16 protein-coding genes are annotated in these 20,370 nt (G+C 70.8%); 7 read left to right on the forward strand and 9 right to left on the reverse strand.

Features of this window, described 5'->3' with window-relative positions; genetic code table 11:
- Window positions 1-273 precede the first annotated feature (273 nt).
- The 3 genes from ID574_RS29820 to ID574_RS29830 are packed head-to-tail and all read left to right on the forward strand — an operon-like array spanning window position 274 to window position 1,853.
- Window positions 274-783, forward strand: coding sequence for an HNH endonuclease (locus ID574_RS29820; protein WP_188192278.1), 510 nt, complete (start codon window positions 274-276; stop codon window positions 781-783).
- Window positions 784-842: 59 nt separating this feature from the next.
- Window positions 843-1,640, forward strand: a complete 798-nt coding sequence (locus ID574_RS29825; RefSeq protein ID WP_188192279.1) for a GNAT family N-acetyltransferase — start codon at window positions 843-845, stop codon at window positions 1,638-1,640.
- Between the two features lie 3 nt (window positions 1,641-1,643).
- Window positions 1,644-1,853, forward strand: coding sequence for an FmdB family zinc ribbon protein (locus ID574_RS29830; protein WP_188192280.1), 210 nt, complete (start codon window positions 1,644-1,646; stop codon window positions 1,851-1,853).
- Here ID574_RS29830 and ID574_RS29835 read toward each other — a convergent pair.
- The 3 genes from ID574_RS29835 to ilvD all read right to left on the reverse strand — a co-directional run bounded on the left by ID574_RS29835 (window position 1,850) and on the right by ilvD (window position 5,194).
- Window positions 1,850-2,698, reverse strand: a complete 849-nt coding sequence (locus ID574_RS29835; RefSeq protein WP_188192281.1) for a serine hydrolase — start codon at window positions 2,696-2,698, stop codon at window positions 1,850-1,852. The genes ID574_RS29830 and ID574_RS29835 overlap by 4 nt on opposite strands.
- 68 nt (window positions 2,699-2,766) lie before the next feature.
- Window positions 2,767-3,261: a WYL domain-containing protein gene (locus ID574_RS29840; protein WP_188192282.1), complete on the reverse strand. Its 495-nt coding sequence runs from the start codon at window positions 3,259-3,261 to the stop codon at window positions 2,767-2,769.
- Window positions 3,262-3,355: 94 nt separating this feature from the next.
- Entirely contained in the window at window positions 3,356-5,194 is a 1,839-nt protein-coding gene (gene ilvD, locus ID574_RS29845; protein WP_188192283.1) for a dihydroxy-acid dehydratase, read from the reverse strand.
- Between the two features lie 145 nt (window positions 5,195-5,339).
- On the opposite strand from ilvD, the gene ID574_RS29850 reads away from it, so the two are divergent.
- Window positions 5,340-8,000 carry an ABC transporter substrate-binding protein gene (locus tag ID574_RS29850; protein ID WP_188192284.1) on the forward strand — a complete coding sequence of 887 codons (2,661 nt, stop codon included), beginning with the start codon at window positions 5,340-5,342 and terminating at the stop codon, window positions 7,998-8,000.
- 293 nt (window positions 8,001-8,293) lie between these two features.
- Here ID574_RS29850 and ID574_RS29855 read toward each other — a convergent pair whose 3' ends face one another.
- Window positions 8,294-9,103 (reverse strand): thioesterase family protein, encoded by an 810-nt coding sequence (locus ID574_RS29855; protein ID WP_188192285.1) that lies wholly within the window; start codon window positions 9,101-9,103, stop codon window positions 8,294-8,296.
- 46 nt (window positions 9,104-9,149) lie between these two features.
- Here ID574_RS29855 and ID574_RS29860 point away from each other — a divergent pair, with 46 nt between their 5' ends.
- Window positions 9,150-9,830, forward strand: a complete 681-nt coding sequence (locus ID574_RS29860) for a TetR/AcrR family transcriptional regulator (protein ID WP_188192286.1) — start codon at window positions 9,150-9,152, stop codon at window positions 9,828-9,830.
- Between the two features lie 10 nt (window positions 9,831-9,840).
- On the opposite strand, the gene ID574_RS29865 is transcribed toward ID574_RS29860, so the two are convergent.
- On the reverse strand, window positions 9,841-10,668 hold the full coding sequence (locus ID574_RS29865) for a nuclease-related domain-containing protein (RefSeq protein ID WP_188192287.1): 828 nt from the start codon (window positions 10,666-10,668) through the stop codon (window positions 9,841-9,843).
- A 202-nt stretch (window positions 10,669-10,870) separates the two neighbouring features.
- On the opposite strand from ID574_RS29865, the gene ID574_RS29870 reads away from it, so the two are divergent.
- Window positions 10,871-11,164, forward strand: coding sequence for a hypothetical protein (locus tag ID574_RS29870; RefSeq protein WP_188192288.1), 294 nt, complete (start codon window positions 10,871-10,873; stop codon window positions 11,162-11,164).
- Window positions 11,165-11,171: 7 nt separating this feature from the next.
- Window positions 11,172-11,534 carry a DUF5130 family protein gene (locus ID574_RS29875; RefSeq protein ID WP_188192289.1) on the forward strand — a complete coding sequence of 121 codons (363 nt, stop codon included), beginning with the start codon at window positions 11,172-11,174 and terminating at the stop codon, window positions 11,532-11,534.
- Window positions 11,535-11,761: 227 nt separating this feature from the next.
- Here the strand turns inward: ID574_RS29875 and ID574_RS29880 are convergent, their stop codons facing one another.
- From ID574_RS29880 to ID574_RS29895, 4 genes are all read right to left on the reverse strand, one after another.
- Window positions 11,762-12,712, reverse strand: a complete 951-nt coding sequence (locus ID574_RS29880) for a hypothetical protein (RefSeq protein ID WP_188192290.1) — start codon at window positions 12,710-12,712, stop codon at window positions 11,762-11,764.
- A gap of 53 nt (window positions 12,713-12,765) precedes the next feature.
- The gene (locus tag ID574_RS29885; protein WP_188192291.1) at window positions 12,766-14,052 is read right to left on the reverse strand and encodes a serine/threonine-protein kinase; all 1,287 of its coding nucleotides are present in this window, start codon (window positions 14,050-14,052) and stop codon (window positions 12,766-12,768) included.
- Between the two features lie 210 nt (window positions 14,053-14,262).
- Entirely contained in the window at window positions 14,263-17,091 is a 2,829-nt protein-coding gene (locus tag ID574_RS29890) for a TIM-barrel domain-containing protein (RefSeq protein ID WP_188192292.1), read from the reverse strand.
- Complete coding sequence (locus tag ID574_RS29895; protein ID WP_188192293.1) at window positions 17,088-20,360, reverse strand: TIM-barrel domain-containing protein; 3,273 nt, start codon at window positions 20,358-20,360, stop codon at window positions 17,088-17,090. The genes ID574_RS29890 and ID574_RS29895 overlap by 4 nt, the downstream gene beginning before the upstream one ends.
- Window positions 20,361-20,370: the final 10 nt, after the last annotated feature.

The following is a 20,370-nucleotide window of genomic DNA, read 5'->3' on the forward strand; positions in this document are numbered from 1 at the left end:
AACCCTACTGCCAACGCGGGGGCGTAAAGCGCTGGTGAAGTGGGCATAAAACGTACCGTGCGTCTCTCTGGTCATCCCGACGGACGGTTTTGGGGTGGCGGGAAGCATGGTGCAAACGCCAGACTTGGTGACAGGACGGTGCCGTGGTGACCATCCGCTGGGCCGTCCGGCGGAGGTCCACGTGACGGAAGCACAGATGCCCCAGGAGGGGCCGATAACCGGGACATGCCGCGGCATGTCCCCTCTGATACCCATGCAGCAGGGAGAGGCCCGATGACGCGCCAGGTCCTGCTGCTCAACGCCACCTATGAACCTCTGACCACCCTCTCGCTGCACCGCGCCATCGTGCTGGTGCTGCGGGAGAAGGCCGACGTCGTGCACCGCGACGGCCGGGGCGCAGTGCTGCGCTCCGCCAGCTGCACGCTCGACGTCCCCTCGGTGATCAGGCTGCGCAGATACGTCCGCATCCCCTACCGGTCGCGCATCCCCCTGACCAGGGCCGCGCTCATGCGCCGCGACAACTACCGCTGCGCCTACTGCGGCCAGCGGGCCGAGACCATCGACCACGTCATCCCGCGGTCCCGGGGTGGCACCCACACCTGGGAAAACTGCGTCGCGTCCTGCACGACGTGCAACCACCGGAAGGCCGACAAATACCTGGAGGAGCTGGGGTGGACGCTACGCGTCAGCCCTGCGGTGCCACGGGGCGCCCATTGGAGACTGATCGGCGCGTCGCTCGTCGGAGACCCCCAGTGGGCGCCCTACCTCGAGGCCGCCGCATGAGAGGCGGCCCGGGAAAACGGCTTTGAACGAGGCGGTTCCGGCCTGACACCATGCCAGGCATGTGGACCTTCACCTCGGACGTCGAGGAGTACGCCGCGGTCGCCGAGCCCTTCCTGCTCGGCGACCCGGTGGGCAACACCGTTCCGCTGACCGTCCTGGCCAACCTCCGGGCCGGCATGCCCGCCGAGGACGCCCGTTTCGGCTGGTGGACGGTCGACGGCGAAGTGCGCGGGGCGGCCTTCCGCACCCCTCCCTTTCCGATCGGGCTCGCCGTCATGCCGGTCGAGGCCGTCGCGCCGCTGGTCGAGGCGCTCGATCGCGAAATCACCGCGCTGGTCGGCCGGGCGGAGCTGACCGACGAGGTGTGCCGCCTGCTGGGGCCGCCCAAGCGGGTGATCTCCGAGCGGCTCTACCGCCTGGGCACGTTGCGCGTCCCCGACGTGCCCGGCAGGGGCAGACCGGCCACGCCCGCCGACTTCCCGCTCATGGTGAGCTGGTATCAGGCGTTCGGCGACGAGGTACGGCTCCCCGAGGGCGACGCGGCCGACCGGGTCGCCCGGCGGATGGCCGGTCGCGAGCTGTTCGTGTGGGAGGCCGACGGGGTGCCGGTCTCGCTCGCGGGGCTCTCGCCGGCGGCCGGCGGCGTGTGCCGCATCGGGCCGGTCTACACGCCGCCGTCGTGCCGCAGGCGCGGCTACGGCGCCGCCGTCACCGCCTACGCCAGCCAGACGGGCCTGGCGGAGCGTTGCGACGAGGTCGTGCTCTTCACCGACTTGGACAACCCCACGAGCAACGCCATCTATCAAGCCATCGGCTACGAGCCCGTGTCCGACTACGCGCATGTCACTTACCATTAGTCCATGCCGCGTTACGAGTTTCGCTGCCGCGCCTGCGGCTCCACGTTCGAGGTGTCCCGGCCCATGTCGGCCTCCGACGACCCGGCGGCCTGCCCGGAAGGCCACGACGACACAGTGAAGCTCCTGTCCACGGTGGCCATGACGGGCGGCGCGGCCGCACCCCGGGCCGCTGGTGGCGGCGGATGCTGCGGCGGGGGCTGCTGCTCGTCCTAGGCGGTCAGGGCGTCGACTGCCAGCCGGGCCGCGTGCTCGACGGTGGCGATGCCGGTCTCCATGTCCGGGCTGCGTTCCGACAGAACGGCGATCAGCAGCTCGTGCCCTCGTACGCCGAGCCGGCCCACGCTGTTGATCGTCCACAGTCCGTCGTGGACGTCGGCGGGCAGCCACCCGTTCTTGAGCGCCACGTCGCCGCGCGGAGCCGCCGCGCTGACGCCCCACGCCTGCTCGGGGGCGACGGACGACATGAGGTCCAGCGCGTAGCGCCGGTAGGGGGCCGACAGCGGGCCCTCCGGGTCGGTGAGCTGCTCCAGGACCTTCACCTGGTCGGAGGGGCGGCTGCGGGTCGCACCCCACGAGAGGCCCGGCCCCGGGCGCGTGTGTTCGACGCCCAGCCTGCGCAGCGACCTGTCCAGCCCGTGCCGGCCGCCGATGGTCATGTACAGCTCGTGCGCGCAGTCGTTGTCGCTGGTGCGGATCATCTGCGCGGCCAGCCGGTGCTCGTAGCCGGTGAGCCGCCGCCGCTCATGCTGCTTGGCCAGCAGGAACGCCAGGAGGATGTCCATCTTGGCGACGCTGGCCAGCATGAACGGCGTGTGCTCGCGGAAGGAGTATCTGGCGCCGGTCGTCCGGTCGTACACGGCCAGCGCCAGCCGGCCGGGCCGATCACGGAGGTACCGTTCCAGTCTCCGGTCGAGAGCGCGCCGGTCGGCCGGGAGCAGCGCGCTCTCCATGACGGGTTTCCGCTGAGGGGCCGCGGCGGCAGGGGGTGGCGTCACGGTGGACGGGATGGCGCAGCCGGGCGCCGCGGCCACCAAGGCGAGGACGATGAGCCAGCGCATGTGCCGGAGACTGCCACCCGGCACCCCAAAGGGCGGGGGCGCCTCCGGTCAAGCGCAGGCCAGTTTCCTCACGCGGCCCTGCTGCGCCTGCGGCGCTGGAACGGGAGGAACCGGTCGGCAAGGTGCGGACGGGACGGAGTGAGCGTGGGCTCGACCGCGAGGATCCGGTCGAACCTGAACGCCCTGATGGCCCGGCGCATCCTGCACACGCCGACCAGATACCAGTATTCGCGGTGGACCAGGCACGTCACCGGCTCGACGTCGCGCACGGTGACGGCGCCCCCGGCGTCTCGGTAGTGCAGGCGGATCATGAGGCGGCTGGTGATGGCGTCGGCGATGAGCCTGGCCCGGGAGGCGACGTCCATGGGCAGCGGCTCGGTGAGGGTCGTGAGCGTGGTGGCGATGACGTCGTCGTCGAGCTCCAGGTGCTCGAGTGCGTGCTGCAGGCCGCGGCGCGCGGTGACGGCCTGGGGACCCGACCCGAGGTGGGCGAGGGAGAGTGCGAGGGCGGCGATCTCGGCGGTCGTCAGCGGGCGAGTATCGTGCTTCACGACTGTCGTCATACCCCAACAATAGGGATGACCACCGACATTTTTCGAAAGTCTGTGCGGCAGGCGAGAACCTTGTCGCCTGCCGGACAGCGTTCTATGGCCGAGCCTAGTGGCCGAGTTGCGACAGGTCGCGTGATGCGCCCGTGGAGGCGGACGTCGTCATGGCGGCGTACGCCTGCAGCGCCACGCTCACCGGCCGGTTGCGGTCGCGCGGCCGGTATCTGCCCAGGTCGGCCAGGAGCCGCTCGCGCCGCGCGGCCAGCTCGGCCTCGGGCACGCGCAGCTCCATCGACCGGTTGGGGATGTCGATGTCGATGATGTCGCCGTCCTCGACCAGCGCGATCGTGCCGCCCTCGGCCGCCTCGGGTGAGGCGTGGCCGATCGACAGCCCGGAGGTGCCGCCGGAGAAGCGTCCGTCCGTGACCAGCGCGCACACCTTGCCCAGGCCCTTGCCCTTGAGGAACGAGGTCGGGTAGAGCATCTCCTGCATGCCGGGGCCGCCCTTGGGGCCCTCGTAGCGGATGACCACCACGTCGCCGGCCTTGACCTTGCCGCCGAGGATGCCCTCGACCGCCTGCTCCTGCGACTCGAACACCACCGCCGGCCCGCTGAACGTCCAGATCGACTCGTCGACCCCGGCCGTCTTCACGACCGCGCCGTCCCGCGAGATGTTGCCGTAGAGCACCGCCAGGCCGCCGTCCACGGTGTAGGCGTGCTCGAGGTCGCGGATGCACCCGGCCGCGCGGTCGAGGTCGAGGTCGTCCCAGTGGTTGTCCTGCGAGTATGCCTTGACCGTGCGCACGTTGCCGGGCGCCGCGTGCCACAGCTCCACGGCCTCGGGCTTGGCCGACGGTGACTTCACGTCCCAGGCGGCCAGCATGTCGGCGACGGAGCCGCCGTTCACGGTGGGCACGTCGCGGTGCAACAGCCCGGCCCGGTCGAGCTCGCCCAGGATGGCCGGGATGCCGCCGGCGCGGTGGACGTCCTCGATGTGGTATTTGTTCGTGGCGGGGGCGACCTTGCACAGGCACGGCACCCGCAGCGAGATCTCGTTGATCTCCTTGAGCCCGAAGTCGACGCCTGCCTCGCGGGCCGCGGCCAGGATGTGCAGGATCGTGTTGGTCGAGCCGCCCATCGCCACGTCGAGCGTCATGGCGTTCTCGAACGCCTCGCGGGTCGCGATCGAGCGCGGCAGCACGGACTCGTCGTCGTCCTCGTAGTAGCGGCGGGTGATCTCCACCAGCTGCCGGCCCGCGTCCTCGAACAGCTTCTTTCGCGCCTTGTGCGTGGCCAGGATCGTGCCGTTGCCCGGCAGCGCCAGGCCGATGGCCTCGGCCAGGCAGTTCATGGAGTTGGCGGTGAACATGCCGGAGCAGGAGCCGCAGGTCGGGCAGGCGCTCTCCTCCATCTCCAGCAGCTCGGCGTCGGAGACCGAGTCGTCGGCGGAGGCGATCATCGGGTCGATGAGGTCGAGCTTCTTGCCGGGCGTCTTGCCGGCCTCCATGGGCCCGCCGGAGACGAAGATCGTCGGAATGTTGAGCCTGAACGCCGCCAGCAGCATGCCCGGCGTGATCTTGTCGCAGTTGGAGACGCAGATCAACGCGTCCGCGCAGTGCGCCTCGACCATGTATTCCACGGCGTCGGCGATCAGCTCGCGCGACGGCAGCGAGTAGAGCATGCCGCCGTGGCCCATGGCGATGCCGTCGTCCACGGCGATCGTGTTGAACTCGCGGGGAATCGCCCCCGCCTCTCTGATGGCGGCCGAGACGACGTCGCCGACCTCGCGGAGATGCACGTGCCCCGGCACGAACTGGGTGAAGCTGTTGGCCACCGCGATGATGGGCTTGCCGAAGTCGCTCCCGGCTACGCCGGTCGCCCGGAGCAGGGCCCGGGCACCAGCCATATTCCTGCCGTGGGTGACCGTACGTGACCTGAGGGCGGGCATTGCGCTTCTCCCATCGCTAGCAAGTCTTCACATGTTACGACCACTGCCCGGCAACTGAGACAACCGTCCACGCATCGGACGGTTGGTTACCGTTTCGTGCCGTAATCGAGGCCGTCGCCGGGTGTGCTCATGTTAGAGAGATCAGATGAGCCACGGGGCAGTGATGCTCGACGATCCCGCCAGGGTCGGCAACTTCATCCACACGATAGACCGCCTGTGCCGCCGCCCGGCCAGAGGCGAAGGAGTGCAGGACTCGCCGCACGCGGCCAAGCAGCACACCGGCCGCCGGGGCATCCCGCTGGTCGAGCTGAGCGAGGCTGGCGACTGGCCGGCCATTCTGGCGCCGCAGGGGAGGGCGGCCACTCACGTGATCTCCCCGGGCATACCCCGGGCCCACCCGGACATCCAGCCGGGCGAGGGGGTCCCGGAGATCCTCTCGCGGATCGTGACCGCCCTGCGCGGCAGCAGACTCCGCTTCCCGCGCTACCAGCTCACCGCCCGCATCGTCGAAGGGCTCGCCGAGGCCCATGGCAAGGAGGACCAGGCCCGCCGCGTCCTGCGCGAGGCCGACCGCAACTGGGGGTGGGGCGTCGACGCGGCGGACCGGGGCGCGGACCATGTGCCGTTCCCCGTGAACGTGCTGCTCAAGCTGTTACCGGGCTTCCTGCACGACCTGCGGCTCAGTGGGCGCGTGCCGTGGCTGAGCGGGCGTTTCCGCTGGCTGCGCCGCGCCCTGTCACAGGACGACCCCCAGGCGCCCGGCGTGGCGGCGTTGCTGGCCGGCCTCGACCCGGCCGACGGGGAACGCCTGTCCCGGCTGCTGCTGTCGGCGTTCATGGACGACCTGAGCGCGCAGTACCGGCGCTCGCCGCTGCACGTACGCGGGGCGAGCCATGTGTTCTACCCGTTGCTGCTGCTCAACGAGCACGCGAGCGCCCTGGTGGACCTCGTCGAGGAGCGGCGCGCGGAGCTCGACAGGTTCGACCCGGTCGTGGTGGTCTCGTACACGCCTGACGCCGTGCTGCTGGAGGACGACGAGGAGCCGCTGTGGCGGCTGATCCGCTGGCGCAGGGAACTGGTCACGGCCGACGACGCCGCCGCCTGGCGGCAGGTGATCCGGACGCCGCTCACGATCTCCGCGCCGCCCGTGCCCGCCGACCTCGCCAGGTACGACGTCGCGGACCCCACCTGGGTCCCGCCCGCCCGCGTGGCGCCGTGGTGGTCGTCGTGGACCGCGATCGCGCTGTTCTGGATGGTCCTGGCGGGCGCCGTCGGCGCGTACGCCGGCCAGACCGCCGCCTGGCACCGCAGCGCCTGCGCCACCGGCCTGTGGACGCCGTGGACCGAGAGCGGCAGGCAGCTGGCCGGCACGGAATGCGTCGGCGTGGCCGAGCCCGACTACCTGTTCACGCCGGGCAACGCCGAGATCGAGAAGGTCCAGGCGGTGCTCCAGCAGGAGAACGGGCGGGCCGCCCGGCTGCACGAGGAGGACGGCCGGCGGCCGTACGTGACCATCGTCTACCTCGCCGCGCTCACCACGACCGACCGGGACGCCCTCGCGGCCTCCCGTGAGGGCCTGGCCGGGGTCGCGATCGCGCAGAAGCGCCAGAACGCCTCCAGCGGCGCCAGCGAGCCCCTGGTCCGCATCCTGCTCGCCAACGCCGGCGGCCGCATGCAGCACGGCTCGCGGATCGCCAGGCTGCTGCTGCGTTACCGCGACGAGGAGGCGCCCATCGTGGGCGTGGTCGGCCTCGACCAGAGCCGCCAGGAGACCGTGGCCGCCATCCAGGAGCTCGGCAAGGCGGGGCTGCCGATGGTCGCCTCCACGCTGTCGGCCGACCGGCTGGTGAACGAGTCGCCGTTCTACTTCCAGGTCGCGCCGCAGAACTCCAGGCAGGCCTGGATGGCCGCGGCCTTCGCGGACTCGCTGGTCAAGAAGGGGGAGGTGAAGCGGCGGGCGGCCCGGGTCTACTACTCGCACGACGTGACCGACTACTACTCCTCCAACCTGCACGATCGGGTGGTCGCGCGGCTGAAGGAACGCGGCTTCGCGGTCGAGGGCCACCGGTTCACGCCGATCGGCGCCGCCAAGCCGGGCCCGGCCGACCGCAGCGACGACGCCTACGCCGGGGAGCCGCGTGACGCGGGGGTGTCGGCCTGCGGGTTCGACGGGCTGGTGTACTTCGCCGGGCGCGGCATCCCCGACTTCGCCGAGTTCATCAAGGGGATCGCCGACAAGTGCGCGGGCGCGCCGCCGGTCGTCCTCGGCGGCGACGACGTCACCAGGTACGCCGCCGACGTGCGGCTCAGGTCCGCCGTCACCCGGGTCGGGTACTACTACGAGTCGTTCGCCGCCGCGCCCAACCGGTGCGACGAGCCGCAGCGGCACGACTTCTACACCGACCTGTTCGCCACGTTCCCGTTCGAGTGCGAGGAGCCCGGCCCGGGCCGCACGCTGGACGGGCACGCGGCGCTCTCGTACGACGCCACCGAGACGATGATCACGGCCATCCGGCGGCTCGGCAAGGAGAGCCACTCCGTGCCGGTGAACTCCTACACCGTCTGGCGCCAGCTCGGCACCCTCTACGCGCCCGGGCAGAGCGGGCACGCCATCGAGGGCGCCACGGGGGCGCTGGACTTCGGCTCGGAGTCGCCCCGGCAGTACCCGGTGGACAAGGCCGTGCTGATCCTGCACGCCAAGGGCGCCGAGCGGCCCACGCAGATCGGGGCGTGCGGCAACATCACGGCGGCCGACCGCAAGGAGTTCTTTCCCTGGTGCGACTCGATCCCGGAGATCTACCGCTAGGCCCGTCCTCCCCGCACGGATCCCCACTGCCCGAAAGGCTCCCGATTTCCCGCGACTCTCCCGAAAGGACCTCTACCTCACCGCCACCGGAAGGACCTCCGCCTCACCGCCTCTTGCCCGAATGAACTCCGGCATCGCCGGTCTTCGCCCGAAGGGACACCGACTTCCGCGCCCTTCTCCCGAAGCGGCTGCGGCTTCCGGGCCCTTCCCCCGAAGGGGATCCCGGCTTCCCGGCCCTTCCCCCGGAAAAGGGCCTCGCTGAAAGAGCGGGCGGTCGCGGTGACGTGCGGGGGTCAGGCGGGCAGCCGTACGGCGGCCAGCTGGGTCGCCTGGGCCACCAGACGGCCCTTGGCGTCCCAGACGTGCGCCACCTCGTCCATCCGCTCCCCGCCGACGTCCGTGGCCGACAGGCGCACCCTGACCGGCCCCGGCGCGGGGAGCCTGCGGACGTACGCCGTCAGCTGGATGGTGGGCACCCAGCCCGGCACGCCCAGGTCGTACGAGACCGGCGGCACCGGATCGAGCGCCACCAGCAGGCTCAGGGGGTCCCAGTCGGAGCCGTCGGCCAGCCGCTGCCACGACGCGATGACGCCGCGCCCGGACGGGTTGCCGAACACGAAGGCCAGGTGGGCCGGGTCGATGCGCTCCTCGACCACGTCCATCAGCGGCACGACGAAGCCTGCGCCGGGCGCGTCGGCCGGGGCCAGGACGCAGTCCTGCTCCGGCGGCAGCTCGACCGGCTCGCTCGCCGTCCACCAGGGGTCGGAGTCGTCCAGGAGGCCCAGTGTGACGTGCGCCTCCACCCGCGTCCGGCCCTCCTGCACCAGCGCGGTCCTGACCTGGGCCACGCTCCTGCCCACCCGGAGCGTCTCGACGCGCGCGACGGCGTCGCCGGGCTCGGGCGGCTCGATGAAGGAGGCGCTGACGGCGGTCACGTGCGGGTGGCCGTTGCCCCCGGCGCTCGCGCAGGCCGCGCGGCCGAGCACGGCCAGCAGGTAGCCGCCGTGCAACCGGGTCCCGACGCTCCACTGGGCGTCGAGCACGGCGGCGTACTCGCCGTCACCCTGCGCGACTAATGCGGTCGCTTCCTGAAAAGTCCCCATTTGATCAGATTGACAGCGTTAACCTGACGACGTCAATGTGAGATCCATGACCACCACCAGACGCGTGCGCGCCAGGCGAGGCGAAGGGCCGCTGCTGCGGGAGGAGATCCTGCGCGCCGCCGAGGACCTGCTGGCGGAGTCGGGCACCGAGGACGCGCTCACGCTGCGCGCCGTGGCCGAGCGCGCCGGGGTGACCACGCCCTCGGTCTACCTCCACTTCGCCGACAAGGAGGCGCTCGTCGAGGCGGTCTGCATGCGCGTGTGGGACGAGCTCGGGCGGCTCTTCAGCGAGAACCTCGGCGGCGACCCGCTCCTCGCCCTGGGCAGGTGCGGGCGCGCCTACGCCCGCTTCGCCCTCGACCACCCGGTGCAGTACAGGGTGCTGATGATGCGGCCGTCGGTCGCGCCCGGAGTGCCGCCCGCCGCCGCCGCGTGCTTCCGCCACATGGTGAACGCGGTCTCGGCCTGCGTGGAGACCCGTATGCTCGAGGGCGACCCGGAGGAGCTGGCGCTCGGCCTCTGGTCGGCCGTGCACGGCTGCGTCTCTCTGCTCATCGCCCAGCCGTCGTTCCCGTGGCCGCGCGACAGGGAAGCGCTGATCGACCAGATCGTACGGGTCGCCGGCTTCGGCACCGCGGTGTACTCACGGCTGCCGCGCAGCCTGCCGGCGAGCGCGGACCTGGTGGCCGCGCTCGACGACTTCGGCGAACGGCTGAGGGCGGGTTAGCGGCCGGCGGTCAGTCCTCGCCGTACCGGGCGGGGAGCACCTGGGCCGCGATGTCGTAGATCCGGTCGATCTCGGCGTCGGTCAGCGCCCGCTCCCGCTTGGTGATCCACTTGCGGGCACGATCGCCCTGGTAGACATCCACGCCCCGGATCGTCATGATCTTCCACGGCACCGGTGGCCCATAGATGGCGAGCGACGGCACCACCGGGACCTCGCGGCCGAACGACTTGGTGATCAGCTCGCTGGCCTTCGACGCCTCGAGCTTGGCGTGGTTGAGGCGGTCTTTCTGGTCGAACGGGCCGTGGAAGAGCTTCTTGCCCATCTGCACGCGGACCGGGAGCCGCTTGTCCCACTTCTCGGAGTCGACCGCGTAGACGCCCGTCGGGCCCACCACCAGATGGTCGATCTGGTGCTCGGTGTCGGGGATCGCCCTGGCGTGGAGCGTGCGGTAGCCGCTGCGCTCCAGCTTGCGCAGCTGCGCCTCCGTGCGCCGCTCTGCCACGGACGAACGCCGCCACGCGGGCACGGACGAGTTGGAACGCGCGCGATAGACCGCCTCGACGATGGCCGCGATCACGCCCGCGGTCACGCCGACCCGCCAGTCGCCCACGAGGAAGCCCACCGCCAAGGCCACGCCGGCGGCCAGCAGCAGGCGGTTGCGCAGGCGACGATAACGCGGTTGTTGCAGCAGGCTGCGCACGGACGCGCGCTCTACCGGCGCGTACGTGGAGGTGGGCGCCGATGGCTTCGCGGCGGCGGTCTGCTCACTCTCTGGCCTGTCGCTCACCCAGATGGGTGACGCGTTGTGACCGTCTTCTCGCTGGTTGTCGGAGTCCACGTAACTCACCGTAGCCCGGGAATCTGAGTGATTCCTAGTGTTGCCCTGTCCATAGTTTTATGGCTCAGCTCACCGTGTTCTACGCCCGTTTTCCGGGTATTACTAACGTTCTTCTCTAGAGATGCCGTAGCTTCGTACAAGATCATAACTTGCCGCCCGCATGGGTCTGGCCGGACCCGCTCACGAGGTTTACGTTCGTGGTGTGGACAGCGCGGCGGAGATTCTGCTCTCACTCTTCGGGATATCCATGGGGCTGTTCGTGCTGATCAGCCTGCTGGTCATGGTGCCCGGACGCGGTGGCGTGCGGCGGCGGATCGAGTCCGGCCCGGTGTGGTTCGGCGGGCCGTCGGGGAGCGAACGCGGCGTGAGCACCTCTGAGCTGGTGCTGGCCGAGCGGGTCGCGCACTGGACGTCCGTGCCCGAGGTCGACTGGGTGGCCGCGGCCGAGACGGCGGAGCCGGGGCGGCACGTCGGCGGCGCGTCGGCCGGATGGTGAGGTGACGATGCGTGGACTGACCACCGCCCAGGCCGACGACATCAGGAGGGCCCTGCACACCGCCGAACGGCGCAGCGGGCTCCGGTTCGGGCTCTTCCTGGGGGAGCCGGTCGGGGGGCGGCGCCACTTCGCCGAACGCCTGCACGCCGCCCTGGGCGAGGAGGCCGACGACGCGGTGGTGATCCTGGTGGACGTCAAGGGGCGCGGGCTGGAGATCGTGACCGGCGAGCGCGCGCGACGGCGGCTGAGCGATGCCGCCTGCCGGATGACGGCGATGTCGATGGCGACCGCCTTCAGCGTCGGCGACCTGATCGGCGGCATCCTGTACGGCATCGCCTCCCTGGGCGAACAGGCCACCGCCCGCCGCTGACCCACCGCCCCCTGCGCGACCGTTTCGTACGCCGGCCCCATCGACTCACCGTCACACGCCCCGGCGCCCGCCGCGCTCGTGCACGCGCCGCCCAGAGTGCTGCACGCCCGAAGGCCGCTCCGGCATCCGGCTGTGCTGTGAGATCGCGCGGAGGCCGTGTCAGGGGCCGAGAGCGACGGGACCTGGCGTGACCGGGCGGATGTGGCCGAGCGGGCGCCGCGAGTGGGTCAGGTGCGTTCGAGGAGCGTGATGATGTGGTTGCTGACGCCCTGGAGGATCGTGGCCGGTGCGATGGGGGCGGCGGCGATAGCGGAGAAGAGGGCCGGCAGGCCCGGCAGGGGGAAGCCGTCGTCCTCCATGGCCGAGGCGCCCACCGGGTTCTTGTCCAGCGCCGTCCGGCTGCGTTCCCAGGCCTCCAGGACCTCCTCCGGCGACGGCACGCCGAACCCGTGCCCCACTGGCGCCGCATGCCGCAGCCGGACCAGCGGCGTGTCGGCGAAGGCCAGGGCACTGCGGGAGCGCAGCTGCAGGTCGGCGCGGGGCTCGGGCTCGATCCAGTCCATGGCCGTGCACGGGTTGCGGCAGGTGGCGACGCACACGGCGAGAGCGCCCGCGACCTGGCTGTGCTGCCGGTCGAAGTACGCGCGCCACCCCTCGCCGGGCTCCGCCGACACGCGCAACGTCCTGTTGGTGGCGGACTGCTCGGACTTGGTGTGATCACACTCCCGGTCCCCGATCACCCCGAACCGGCTGCCCGGCGCGCTCAGCCCCGCCGGCCACCGGGTGGGATCCCCCGCGTGGCCGAGCTGCGGCTCGAAGGCCAGCAGCGGCAGGTATTCGCTCGCGATGTGCACGGCCGCGATCATCGGGCTCAGCTCCCGCCGGTGCCACCGCGCGGCGATGACCTCCAGCAGCAACCCGTACGCCGGCCGCAGCGACTCCAGCGCCCCCCGCGGCTGCTCGCGCGGCGTCTGCGGCATGTGGCAGGCCCGCGCCCGTCGCCTCAGCTCGGCGGGCACGACCTTCGCCTCGGCCGCGAAGTCCTCGGCGTCGAGCGAGAGCAGCCGGTGTCCGAACTCGCACACCTCGGCGATCTCCGCCGTGGGCGCGAGCGCCCCGAGATCGGCGAAGGCGTAACGGCAGGCGAGGGTTATGAGGAGATCACGAGTCGTATCCACGCGACGACCTTCTCACGACTGGCGGGTGATCATGGACATCGAACGTGCGGCGGTCATGGGCAGGGCTCGCGCACGCACTGGATGTCGCTGGGCGGAGTGCCCGCCGAGGGCTCGGAGGTGGGCTCCTCCGGCCCCGGCGAGCTCGGCTCCGGCTCCTGGGTCGGCTCCTTCGTGGGCTCCGACGTGGTGGGGGTGACGGTGGGCGTCGTGGTCGGCGTGGTGGGGGTGGTCGTCACCGTGGGGCTCGGCGAGGGCGTGGCGCGGGTCGGCTTGGCGCTCGGGAGACGCCTGCTCGGCGGCGCGGACGGCGGCCTGGAGGTGGTCGGGGGCGTGGGGGAGTCGACCGTGGCCGAGGTGGCCTCGACGGTCGGCGTCACGGTGGTGCCCATCGTGGGCTCGGCCGGGCGCAGCCAGACGGAGCCCGCCACACCCGCGGACACCAGCACGGCGGCGGCCATGGTGAGCACCGCCCGCGTCGTGCGGCGGCGGCGCGGTGCCGGCATGGGCACGGTGCTGGGGGAGGTCGTCGCGCGGCGCGCGGCCTCGGCCATGTCGGCGACCGTCGGCCAGCGCCGGTCGGGCGCCTTCTCCAGCGCCCGCTCGACCACGTGCCGCGGGCCGGGCGGCACCTCCGCCGGCAGAGGCGGGATGGGGGAGTTGAGGTGCTTGAAGATGATCTGTACGGGCGTGTTGCCCTGGAACGGCAGCTCCCCGGTCAGGCACTCGTACGCCACCACGCCCAGGGCGTACACGTCGACCGCCGGCGTCACCTCGCTGGCCGTGGCCAGCTCAGGAGCGCAGTAACCGGCCGAGCACAACATCGTTCCCGTGGCCGTCAGATGGCCGGCCGAGACCGAGTGGGCGATGCCGAAGTCGGTGAGCACCACGCCGCCCTCGGGCCTCACCATGAGGTTGGCCGGCTTGACGTCGCGGTGCACGATGCCCTGCGCGTGCGCCGCGGCCAGCGCGTCGCCGACCTCCGCGATCAGGCGCATGGTGGCGGCGGGGCCGAGCGGGCCGCGGCGCAGGACGCGGTCGAGCGACTCGCCGCGGATGTACTCCATGACGAGGAAGCTCAGCCGGCGGCCGCCGGCCTCGCACGTGCCGTAGTCGTAGACGTCGACCACGCCGGGGTGGTGCAGCGTGGCCATCGCCCTGGCCTCGTTGAGGAAGCGCTGGGCGAGCGTGGGGTCCTCGGTGAGGGCGGGCATCAGGACCTTGACGGCGACCGCGCGGCCCAGGACCGTGTCGTCGGCACGCCAGACCTCGCCCATGCCCCCGCCGCCGAGGCGGCCGGTGAGCACGTAGCGGTCATTAAGAGTGGTCCCCGCGCCTAGCACGTTCTTGAGGCTAACACCGGCGCTCCGATGCTCACGGCCCGACCAAGGAGGCGGGTAAGGACCTCTCCGTAGGGGGCGAGGTCTTTTGGGGGGAATTAGTGGCACATATGCGTCCTTGGGGCTGGCGACGTGTGTGGATCGATCCACCCTGGCGATCGGGTGACATTAGGGGGACCTGTCGTCCAGGATGGTGATCCGGCTTCAGGGGGATCAGAAGGCGCCTCTCGTCGTGCCGCCGTTGCCGCTGGGCGGGGTGGTGAAGGAGGTGTTCGGGCCGGGCTGCCACTGATCGGCGGTGTCGGGATAGCCGGACTCCTGGCGTTTGACGCACTTCCACTCGACGGTCGTGTTCGGCGGGAGCTTGCCGATCGTGGCCGTCCAGGTCGGGTACGCGGTGGGCGACAGCTTGACCGCGCCGGCCACCGACCAGGACCCGAGCTGCGGAACGCCGCCGACCGCGTACACCGACTGGCCGGGTGTGGTGGTGCCGTTGTCGCAGCGGAACGTCATCGCCGCCGGTGCCTGCCCGAGCGTGAACGCGAACGTCTTGGCCGTCGTGACGCTCCCGCTCGGCGCCTTGGCGACGATCAGGTTGCCTCCGGCGTTGTACCAGCCGCCGGCGGCCGCGTCGAAGGCGCTCTTGGTGGCGTGCTGGGTGAGCGGGGAGCCGTTCAGCGTGACCGCCGACGCCTGGGTGTCGGCCACCAGCTCCACCACGGTGGGCCGGCTCGCGGGCGCGCCGGCGTAGGTCCCGCTGGAGGGGGCCACGGTGACGGTGGCCGTGCCGCCGCTGAGCTGCTGGCTGATCCGCGTCGTGCGCACGGAGCCGTTCTTGTACGCGGTCGTGGTCCCGTCGTCCTCATACAGGGTGAACTCCGTGGACGCGGTGTGCGGGTAGACACGGGCGATCAGCTCGTTCCTGGTCGTCGCGTCGGTCCGTTTGCCCATGACGTTCATGGTCTTGTCGTCCACGTGCATCTTCGGGATGATCGCCCCGGCCCGGGCGAAGGCGGGCAGCCGGAACACCCCGTCGACCCACAGCGGCCGGTCGGTGAACCACTGGCCGGTGCTGGTGAGCTTCTCGCCGGTGGCGTAGTCGTACCAGGTGCCCGCCGGCAGGTAGACGTCGCGCTCGCGCTCGTTCGCGCCGGCCACGACGCCGACCAGCAGGTCGCGGCCGATCAGCTTCTCATGGCCCATCTCGCGCACGTTCGGGTCGTTCTGGTGGTAATGCACGAGCGGCGGCACCACCGGCTCGCCGAAGAGGTGGGCGCGGTGGGCCAGCGAGTAGTAGTAGGGCGCGAGCTCGTAGCGCTGGCGGAGGTTGGCCAGGTTGCTGGCCTTGTGGCCGATCTTGTCGGGGGAGGTCTGCGCGCAGTTGCACAGGTTCTCGGTGTGCGGGCGCACCGGCACCTCGAACCAGGCGCCGTTCGCGAACCACTGCGTGTAGAGCTCGTTCAGGTCGGAGTTCAGCAGCTTCCTGTGGAAGCCGCCGATGTCGGAGCCGAAGTAGTCGATGCCGGACATGGACATGTGCATCTGGACGTTCTGCTGCTGGGCCAGCGCGGTCAGCTTGGAGCCGATGTCGGCCGACCACATGGCGACGCCGTGCCGCTGGATGCCGGCCGCGCCCGAGCGGGCCAGCATGAACGGGCGCTTGTCGCCGGAGAGGTACCCGCGGGCCACGCTCTCGGCCCACTTGAGGTTGTAGACGTTGTGGTAGTCGGCGTGGGCGTGCTTGCCGGGCAGCACGCCCGCGGTCCAGTCGGACGCCTGGTACATCTCCGGCTCGCCGAGGTCCAGCCAGTGGCCCTGGACGCCCTGGTCGATGAGAGGTTGCCGCTTGAGCGCGTGCCAGTGGTCTCCTGCCGCGTCCTGCGTCCAGTCGATCATGCCGCCGTAGCCCCACCAGTCGTTCTGGGTGAGGTAGACGGGAGGGCAGTCGGAGCATCCGGATCTCACGAGGTGGCCGCGGGCGGCCAGGTCGGCGTGCTCGGGGAGGCCCTTCCCGACGTACGACTCCTCGATGGTGATCAGGCCGAGGCCCTGGTTCGCGGCATAGTCGGAAATCTTGCTCGCTGGGTTGGGAAAAGCCGTCGTGTCCCAGGAAAGGGTGCCCATGCGGGTGTTGTCCGACGCCGGGGTCACCCCGCCGAACCACGGCACGTCCAGCACGAACCCGTCCACGGGGAACGCGTCGGCCCGCAGCCCGGCGAGCCGGTTGTCGATCTCGGCCCAGTTGTCGTAGCCGTACTCCGACACCCACATGCCGAACGTCTTCTTCGGCGGCACCGGCGGCCTGCCGGTCAGCTCCATGTAGTCCGACCGCAGGTCCGGCAGGTTCGGCCCGGTCATCGTGTACCACCTGAGCTGGTCGCCCCACGTGTCCACGGTCCAGGGGTCGCCGGTCAGGTTCCACTCCTGCTTGTAGACCTGGTCGAGCAGCAGGCCGTAGTTCAGGTTCGACGGGCCGACCGCGTACAGCACCGGGATCTGCGCGTTGCCGGCCGCCCCGTTGTCCTCGTCCCACACCCAGGAGTTGCCGAACGGGCCGCCCGGCGTGCGGGTGCGGCCCACCCAGTCGCCGTCGGCGCTGCCGCCCGTGAAGAACTGCTCGCCCAGCCCGTACGCGTTCTGCATCGAGCCCTTGGTGATCGTCAGGCCCTTCCACGCCTGGCTGAGGTTGCGCGGGCACGCCTCGTACAGCAGCCGGACCGGGTCGGAGACCTTGACGCACAACGTCCCCGCCGCGACCTCCACCTTCATCGAGGCCGTGGTCAGCGTGTCGCCCGACCGGGTGAAGCTGGCCGGGCCCAGGTAGTCCTTCTTCGCCACCTGCGGCGTGGCGAAGAGCGGGGCGTTCACCCCGGGGCTGGTGCCATCGGCGAGCTCGAAGTGCACGAGGTCGTCGTCCAGGAACTCCACGATCAGGTACGCCGAGCCGCTGGCGAACTCCACCCGCTGCACCGCCGCCTGCGCGGACGACGCCTGCAGCAGCGGCACGAGCAGCACCGACAAGAAGGCGAGAGCGCGGATCATGGGCGGGCCACCACCAGGTTGTCGAGGTTGATCCCGCCGGTGTCCGCCGCGTCAAAGGCGATCTTGACGGTGTGGGCGCCTGCCGGCAGGGAGGCGGTCAGCGTGGCCGTGCCCCAGGTGTCCCAGTTCGCCAGCGCGGGCAGCGACAGCGTGCCGGCCCGCACGCCGTCCACATAGACGGTCCTGGTGGCGTTCACCGTGGTCGAGTAGCGGAACTTGAGCTGGTGGGCGCCCGCCGTGTCGGCCTTGACCTGGAAGGTCACCGCGTCGCCCGAGGTGGCGAAGCCGTCCGCGAAACCGGTGCCGGTGTAGCCGGCGTGGTCGGTGTTGGTGGAGGTGCCCGTGCCGGTCGCGAACTCGGCCTCGTAGGCCGCCTTGTCCACGCCGTTCAGGGTGACCGTCCGGCCGGAGGCGGCGCTCGCCAGCTTGACGTGGGTGAGCTGCTGCACCGGGTCCCACCACCAGCCCTCGGCGGCGGCCTTGAGGTCGGCGAGGGTGCCGCGTGCGGTCGCGCCCGTCACCGAGGTGGGCTTCGTGCTCGCCACCTGCAGCGTGCCGGTCGTGGTCAGCGGCGGCACGGTGACCGTCACCGTGTGCCCGGCCCAGTTCTCGGCCGAGGTGACGGTGCGGGTGGTGTTCGCGCTGTCCTCGAAATAGGCGTACGACGTGGTGCCCGACGGATAAATCCGGAAGGTCAGGTTGGTGTAGGTGTCGACGCTGTTGCCGATGTCGCCGCCGAGTTGGTAGTCGGCGTTGAGGTTGAGCGGGATGATCGCGCCCGGCCTGGCGTAGACCGGGATCGTGTCCAGGCCCGCGTGGTAGGTCTTGGTGCCCGGGCCGGTGAAGCGGCCGCCGTTCCACAGGTCGTACCACTCGCCGGCGGGCACGTACACGCTCTTCGAGGTCGCGCCCTGCGCGGTGATCGGCGCGACGAGCAGCTGCGAGCCGAACACGTACTGCTGGTCCAGGGCGGCGGCCGTCGCGTCGCGGGGGAAGGCGAAGCTCATCGCGCGCATCATCGGCACGCCCGTCGCCGCGCTCGCCCTGGCCTCGGTGTAGAGGTAGGGGATCAGGTTCATGCGCACGTTGGCGAACTTGCGGAAGGCCGGCACGACGCTCGGGTCGCCGGTGCGGGCCTGCACGTTCCACGGCGTGCGGGCCTCCGAGGTGCCCGGATTCGCCTTCTCCGAGTGATACTGCATGATCGGCGAGAACGTCGCCTGCGCGGCCGAGCGCAGGTAGAGCTCGGCGCTCGGGAAGCTCCCGGTGAAGCCCGCCATGTCCCACGCCGTGTACGGCACTCCCGACTGGCCCGCGCTGAGCTGGGCCCGCACCGCCTCCTGGAAGGCGGAGAAGCTGGAGTTCTGGTCGCCGGCCCAGAAGATCGACCTGGTCTGGGCGCCTGCCGTGCCGGCCCTGCTGAAGATCGTGCCGTCCGGCCTCTTGCCCTTGACGTAGGCGTTGTACGCGCCGGTGTAGCTGTTGGGGTAGGCGTTGTGCATCTCGTCGCCCTTGCGGCCGTCGGCGAAGCGCACGCCCCGGCCGAAGACCGCCTCGCTGCCGTCGGTCTTGAAGCCGTCGATGCCGATCTCGTCGAGGAGGTAGTCGCGCTTGCTCATCCACCAGGTCGTCGCGGCCGGGCTGGTGAAGTCGGGGATCATGCTGTCGCCGAACCACTGGCCGGTCGGGACGCGGTAGGGGCCGTTGGTGGGATTTTTCGCGACATATCCCTGCGACTCCGCGTACGCCTTGTCGTTGAGGTGCTGCTGCGGCGCGGCCGGCGGGTTGGTGTCGAAGTTCTCCTTGAGCACCGGGATCTGCCAGAGGATCACCCTGATGCCCTTGCTGTGGGCGTTGTCGACCATGGCCTTCGGGTCCCGCCACGCCGTGCCCGGCGGGAAGGTCAGATCGCTGTAGGACAGCTTGCCGCTCCCGGGTGTGGGCGTGTACGTCGCGCCGTGCCAGATGTAGAACGTGGCCTCGTCGCTCCACTGCTCCAGCACCATCGCCGTGTGCGGGATCCGGTACGCCGTCGCGTCGGCCAGCGCGGCGTCCACCTCGGCCTGCGTGTTCCACTCGTTGGCCGACATCCACACGCCGAAGGCCCACTTCGGCGGCAGGAGCGGGCGCCCGCTCGTCGCGGTGTAGTCGTCCACGATCTCGGCCGGGGTGCCGGCATAGAAGTGGTAGTCGAGCGTCGAGTCCAGCCCGCCCCCGGTGTCCACGGTGAATCCGGCCAGGTCGCTGAGGTGGGTGTTGAGGTTGAAGATCGCGTAGCGGTCGGTCGGGATGTAGATGCCGTAGCCGGCCGAGTTCAGGAAGAACGGCACGCTGAGGTAGGTGCGCCTGGTGGCGCCCTGGTCCCTGTACTGGTTGAAGACGTAATGGTGCACGTCGGTGCCGCGCTGGTCGAGCCGGTCGTAGCGCTCGCCGAAGCCCTCGAAGCGCTCGCCGGCCGGGGACATGAAGTGGTCTTCGATCTTGGTGATGGTCGTGGCGCCGTCGCTGGCCCAGCCGATGTTCCTGAACGTCGCGGGGTCGTACTGGCGGGTGATCAGCGTCGTCCCGTCGCCTTTGTAGACCGACAGCCGGTACGGCGACTTCTGGATCTTCAGCACCAGCGAGCTCGTGGAGATCGTGAGCGTGCTCGCGGAGTCGGTCACCGTGTAGCCGGGCACTCCGGAGATGTTCAGTCCCCGGCCGCTGGGAGCGATCTGGGTCCTGAAGCGGTCGGGTGCGGGGAACGCGAAACGGATCTTCGGGGTGAAGCTCCCGGCGCTGTCGCCGGTCGTGACGTCGACCGACGTGCCGTTGTCGGTGTGGCCGGTCACGTTCGTCACCGTGCTCCACGAGGTGACGGTGAACGAGAACGGGCCGACGCTCTTCTGCCCGCCCCCGTTCACGTCCGCGTGCACGGTGTAGGTGATCTTGTCCCCGCGGGCGAAGGCACCCAGGCCGATCTTCCAGTAGCTGTTGCCGCCGCTGTTGTAGTCCCAGGCCGCGCCGATCGGGGTCTGGTCGACGCCGTTCTTGGACCAGGTGACCCATACCGACTGGCCCGGCTCGACCGGCCAGGTCGTCGCCTTGATCTGGACGGGCTCGTCGGCCATCGGGTCGCGGGGCACCCGTTCGGTGGGCTCGGCCGAGTACAGATCGTCGATCCCGGCCGGCCCGTGGTAGAGGCCGTCGAGCGCGTCGGCGGGAACGGGGACGAAGAACGATGACAAGGCGATCACCACCACGATGACGGCCGACCGTAACCGGCTCACGGATGTTTCC

It is taken from the genome of Nonomuraea sp. SYSU D8015, assembly GCF_008065375.1.
Taxonomy (GTDB): domain Bacteria; phylum Actinomycetota; class Actinomycetes; order Streptosporangiales; family Streptosporangiaceae; genus Nonomuraea.

Bases quoted from the DNA above. Each gene is read 5' to 3' on its own strand.
- ID574_RS29820 (WP_188192278.1), top strand. From the start codon at position 274: ATGACGCGCCAGGTCCTGCTGCTCAACGCCACCTATGAACCTCTGACC.
- ID574_RS29825 (WP_188192279.1), top strand. From the start codon at position 843: ATGTGGACCTTCACCTCGGACGTCGAGGAGTACGCCGCGGTCGCCGAG.
- ID574_RS29830 (WP_188192280.1), top strand. From the start codon at position 1,644: ATGCCGCGTTACGAGTTTCGCTGCCGCGCCTGCGGCTCCACGTTCGAG.
- ID574_RS29835 (WP_188192281.1), bottom strand. From the start codon at position 2,698: ATGCGCTGGCTCATCGTCCTCGCCTTGGTGGCCGCGGCGCCCGGCTGC.
- ID574_RS29840 (WP_188192282.1), bottom strand. From the start codon at position 3,261: ATGACGACAGTCGTGAAGCACGATACTCGCCCGCTGACGACCGCCGAG.
- ilvD (WP_188192283.1), bottom strand. From the start codon at position 5,194: ATGCCCGCCCTCAGGTCACGTACGGTCACCCACGGCAGGAATATGGCT.
- ID574_RS29850 (WP_188192284.1), top strand. From the start codon at position 5,340: ATGAGCCACGGGGCAGTGATGCTCGACGATCCCGCCAGGGTCGGCAAC.
- ID574_RS29855 (WP_188192285.1), bottom strand. From the start codon at position 9,103: ATGGGGACTTTTCAGGAAGCGACCGCATTAGTCGCGCAGGGTGACGGC.
- ID574_RS29860 (WP_188192286.1), top strand. From the start codon at position 9,150: ATGACCACCACCAGACGCGTGCGCGCCAGGCGAGGCGAAGGGCCGCTG.
- ID574_RS29875 (WP_188192289.1), top strand. From the start codon at position 11,172: ATGCGTGGACTGACCACCGCCCAGGCCGACGACATCAGGAGGGCCCTG.
- ID574_RS29890 (WP_188192292.1), bottom strand. From the start codon at position 17,091: ATGATCCGCGCTCTCGCCTTCTTGTCGGTGCTGCTCGTGCCGCTGCTG.